7 protein-coding genes are annotated in these 4,231 nt (G+C 33.1%); 3 read left to right on the top strand and 4 right to left on the bottom strand.

Translation table 11 applies throughout. The features are described from left to right. A partial coding sequence (locus tag AC3DU7_RS08395) for a hypothetical protein (protein ID WP_488038900.1) occupies positions 1-225 on the top strand: 225 nt, incomplete at its 5' end. After that, on the top strand, positions 222-482 hold the full coding sequence (locus AC3DU7_RS08390) for a Txe/YoeB family addiction module toxin (RefSeq protein WP_488038899.1): 261 nt from the start codon (positions 222-224) through the stop codon (positions 480-482). The genes AC3DU7_RS08395 and AC3DU7_RS08390, both read left to right, overlap by 4 nt. A gap of 870 nt (positions 483-1,352) precedes the next feature. Here AC3DU7_RS08390 and AC3DU7_RS08385 read toward each other — a convergent pair. The 4 genes from AC3DU7_RS08385 to AC3DU7_RS08370 form a co-directional block, all read right to left on the bottom strand. Next, positions 1,353-1,520 carry a hypothetical protein gene (locus AC3DU7_RS08385; protein WP_488038898.1) on the bottom strand — a complete coding sequence of 56 codons (168 nt, stop codon included), beginning with the start codon at positions 1,518-1,520 and terminating at the stop codon, positions 1,353-1,355. Next, positions 1,517-1,726: a hypothetical protein gene (locus AC3DU7_RS08380; RefSeq protein ID WP_488038897.1), complete on the bottom strand. Its 210-nt coding sequence runs from the start codon at positions 1,724-1,726 to the stop codon at positions 1,517-1,519. The genes AC3DU7_RS08385 and AC3DU7_RS08380 overlap by 4 nt, the downstream gene beginning before the upstream one ends. A gap of 264 nt (positions 1,727-1,990) precedes the next feature. After that, on the bottom strand, positions 1,991-2,317 hold the full coding sequence (locus tag AC3DU7_RS08375) for a hypothetical protein (RefSeq protein ID WP_488038896.1): 327 nt from the start codon (positions 2,315-2,317) through the stop codon (positions 1,991-1,993). Further along, positions 2,317-2,571 (bottom strand): hypothetical protein, encoded by a 255-nt coding sequence (locus AC3DU7_RS08370; RefSeq protein WP_488038895.1) that lies wholly within the window; start codon positions 2,569-2,571, stop codon positions 2,317-2,319. The genes AC3DU7_RS08375 and AC3DU7_RS08370 overlap by 1 nt, the downstream gene beginning before the upstream one ends. Positions 2,572-2,875: 304 nt before the next feature. Between AC3DU7_RS08370 and AC3DU7_RS08365 the strand changes: the two genes are divergently transcribed. After that, positions 2,876-4,231 (top strand): helix-turn-helix domain-containing protein (locus AC3DU7_RS08365; protein ID WP_488038894.1); only part of this gene is annotated, 1,356 nt, incomplete at its 3' end.

Genomic DNA, 4,231 nt, shown 5'->3' with positions numbered 1-4,231 from the left:
ATGTCAACAATTTATCGTTTAAAAGCCAGTGAAATCGACCATCATTTTCTAGAAGAAATTCAAGCCAAATTTGGAGAAAAAGAAATTGAGATAGTTGTTTCAGAATTTGATGAAACAGATTATCTTCTCAAGTCAGAAAGCAACAAAAATAGACTATTAAAAGCTATTAAAAATGTAAAAAATCGTCAAAATTTAGTAGAAGTTAATTTAGAAGATTTGCAATGAGTAGAAGAATTGTTTTTGAATCCTCTACTTTTGCAGAGTTTACTGAGTGGGCAAAATTAGACAAAAAAATTTATCGTAAAATTGTCGAACTAATTCAGGATATAGAGCGATCGCCGTTTGAGGGATTAGGAAAACCAGAACCTCTGAAATATGAGTTAAGTGGTTTTTGGTCAAGACGTATCGATCGCGAACATCGTTTAATTTACCAAGTTACTGAGGAAGAAATTATTATTGTAGCTTGTAAGTATCATTATTGAGGATTCTGAATATAACTATTATTACTATTACCGAAAAACTTAATTGTGTTTAAACTCAACGCTCCTCTTACTTAGATGAGAATATTGCTATCATGCAGTTTAGAAGTTTCAAATGTGAAGAAATAACGAGTTGCTTCTTTATCAGAGGAGTTGTAGGAGATAGTTGATGAAGGTCTACGTTTAGTTATGTATCTTTAAAAATAATCTGTGGAGCGATCGCTCATGTAGGTTGGGAGGAGAAACCCACACAGACTATGGCACGGATGCACAGATTAAGTAACACACCGAAAATCAACGGTGGTGCGTTACATTTCATTAACGCACCCTACTGGACTATAATTTTTTTTCTACCTTCTCTATAATTCCCATTTCTCCTGTCTTCCCCTCCTGGGAGGGGTTCGGGGTGGGTTGTCTCCTGTCTCCTAATCTCACCCATAAGACTTCCATAAGCAAACCCTAATTACTCTAACTTTTTTCTAATCAAAATATCAACCTCTTCAATTTCAGCACTTGATTTTGGGATATCAAAAATCTCATTAGGAGCTTTAGCAGTAAAGCGATCGCTAATCCTAATAACGAACTTTGATTGAGTCGAATTAGTATTTAGGAAACAGTCAAGTTATGATGGTAAAATTTGAAATCCAGCTTGAAGAAAATGATTATCTAAAGTTAAAGCTGTAATAATTTTTCGTTTTTCCATAATGATAAATGATAAACAATCAGTAAGAGAATAAGATTTGTCTTGATGCTTTTGAAAATATTGCCATCCTTGATTAAATAGACTTTTATCGATATCTATTAATTCTATATCAGGACTGTATCAATAACCGATTACCAACTTCAACTGCTTTATAATGAAGATTTAGACTATTAAATAAAGTGACAATTTCTTTCATCAAAGATGTATGTTGTTGTGACTAAAAAAAGTTTGGATTTTGCTAAATAAACCCAATTTTTTAAGACTTGTTGATGAGCATCTTCATTTTTTATTTCCAAAGCTAAAATATAGCTAGTATCCAAAAAATAGATTGTTTTCATTGATTGTACAAATAACGATCGTAATTAATTGCGCCATCTTCTACATCACATTCCACAGGATTTTTACCTAAATCCCAAATAGAAGGTGTTTTTTTGATACTGGTGATAATAATTTTCCCATTTTCTTGAATGATTTCAAACTCTTGACTTTCTCCTAACAATTCTTTCGGTATTAATAAACCTTCTTCTGTTGCTATTAATTTCATGTTAATTACCCCAATTAATTTTCTAAATTAATCAAATAAAGTTATTTGGTCTTAGAGTTAGGCATTATCTACCTATTTTACTGATAAAATATTACTTTAGCAAAAGACTTTACTTTTGTCGATAATAGGTCTTTATTGTGGTGGAGCGATCGCTCATATAGGTTAGATTGAGGAACCCGAAACCCAACATAAGTATAGATATAGCATAGAGATTTGTTGGGTTGCGCTGTCGCTTAACCCAACCTACAATCTGATAGTTTCTGACTACAAATTTTTTTCAATGTCGATTTTATTTCTATTATTAACCATGAATTTTATCAAAATGCTAACAATAAAAACAATTAATTCATATCCACCAACAATGATTAGTAAGGCTATAAAACTGCTAGTAAGTGAGTAACGTAAGCTGAAATTTTCTGTTGAACTTAATAGTTCATTTTTATATTCATCGAAGTTTGAAATATATTCTTTTTTATCTAGCAGTATTCCTTGATTGTATCTATCCAAGCTGTATTCTCTAAAGTAAAATGTCACAACAATGACTAATACTAAAAAGACTATTACCCTAGAAACAAATTCGATATTTTTCATTATATTTGAGCTCCTGCAACAACACAACCAAGGAATATACCATAGGCAGAAAAAATGTTTTTTGCCTTAGTAGGATTATCATGTTTTGATCGAAGTTCAATAATCGTATATATAATACCAGCTATTACACCTATACCTATCAAGAAATCAGCGCTTTGTTGTGCAGCAGCACCCATACCAGAAATATGGCCAGAAATAAAACCAATTAAACCCATTAAACCTTTAAACAAATAGTCAATAATTTCCTTCGTCATTAAATTACTACCTCAAATAAAAACAGGACTTATATTAAGTAGGCAATATATGGTGCTAAACCTTGAAAGTCTATCTACATTTATACTTATTTATATATACTTGATCGGTTTAACAATAGACAATGTTAGAAACTCTTTCCATAATCGCCTGTACAATATAGTAATGGTATGCCAACTGAAATACTTTCAATTTTGTTCGTATTTTGTCTTCATTTCATCTACTTTTGTACAAAAATGTTAAAAATGTACTACACTGTTAAAAAATGTAAATAATAATACAAATTCAACCTTATTCCTTAACCCCATGAGTCTAGAAGAAACCTTAAAACTGGCCGATAAAATAGTCTTTGAGAAAACAGGCCAGCACTTAGACGACTTACAAAAAGCAGTATTGCAAGGAACTCTAAAACGTAAAAGATACAGGCAAATAGCTGAAGATTTTAACTATTCTGAAAGTTGCATCAGAGGCGTGGGTGCAGAATTATGGCAGATATTTTCAGAGGAGTTAGGGGAAATAGTGACTAAATCAAATTTTCGTTCGGCAATGGAGAGGTTTCATAACTCTAATATTTTAAACTTTGCAGAAAACGTAAGCGGTAGTTTCAACATTTGCGGAGAAGCAAGACACACCCCAAATATACCAAACTCACACCAACCTAACCAACAAACATCTCACCCCAAACAACCTGCAACTCCACATCAAGATTTAGACGAAATGCCAGAATTCGGTGACTTCTACAACCGCACCACCGAACTCGAAACCCTAGCCACCTGGATTTTACAACAACATTGTCGCCTCATTGCACTCACAGGTATCATTGGTATCGGCAAAACCACATTAGCAGTAAAACTCGTTCACCAAATAAAAGATAATTTTGACTATGTAATTTGGCGCAGTCTAGAAACATTCCCCACTTTTGCAGAATTTCAAGCTGAGTTACTTCAATTTTTCTCCCAGTCTCAACAACAAAAGTTACTGGAAAACACACATAGACCATTATCCCTAATTAAATATTTGCAAAAGTATCGTTGTTTAGTAGTCTTGGATGAAATTCATCACCTTTTTAGCAGTGGGGAGTTAGCAGGAAAGTACAAACCAGGATACGAAGAATATGAATACTTTTTCAAACAAATAGAAAAATTATCCCATGAAAGTTGCCTGCTATTAGTAGGTTGGGAACAACCCATTAAATTTGCTCAAGTCAAAAGCAAAAAAACTTCTATTCCTATTTTGCAACTGACTGGCTTAGATATTGCTAGCGCAACAGAAATACTCAGAGATTATGGTTTGGCAGAAATTGATAACAGGGAAAGACTCATTCACCTCTATCAAGGAAACCCTTTATGGTTAAAAAGTGTGGCAACTCAGATTCAAGAATTGGGAGAAAATTTGATTGAGTTATTGCCAGATGATGCCATCTTATTACCAGAAGATTTAAAAGATATTTTACAGGAGACAAGCGATCGCCTATCGGAAACGGAAAAACAAATCTTGGAGCTTTTAGGAATGAAAAATCAACCTATTAGTCTGGCGCAACTGTTAGAAACTACAAAAACATCACCATCAGATTTACTCAACACATTACAATCTTTGTGTAGGCGTTCCATGATTGAAAAACAAGAAAATTTTTACAGTGTCCCACCTGTAGTCAGGGAATAT

The organism is Okeania sp. (assembly GCF_983059655.1).
This window is presented reverse-complemented; position numbering and strand designations above follow the sequence as displayed.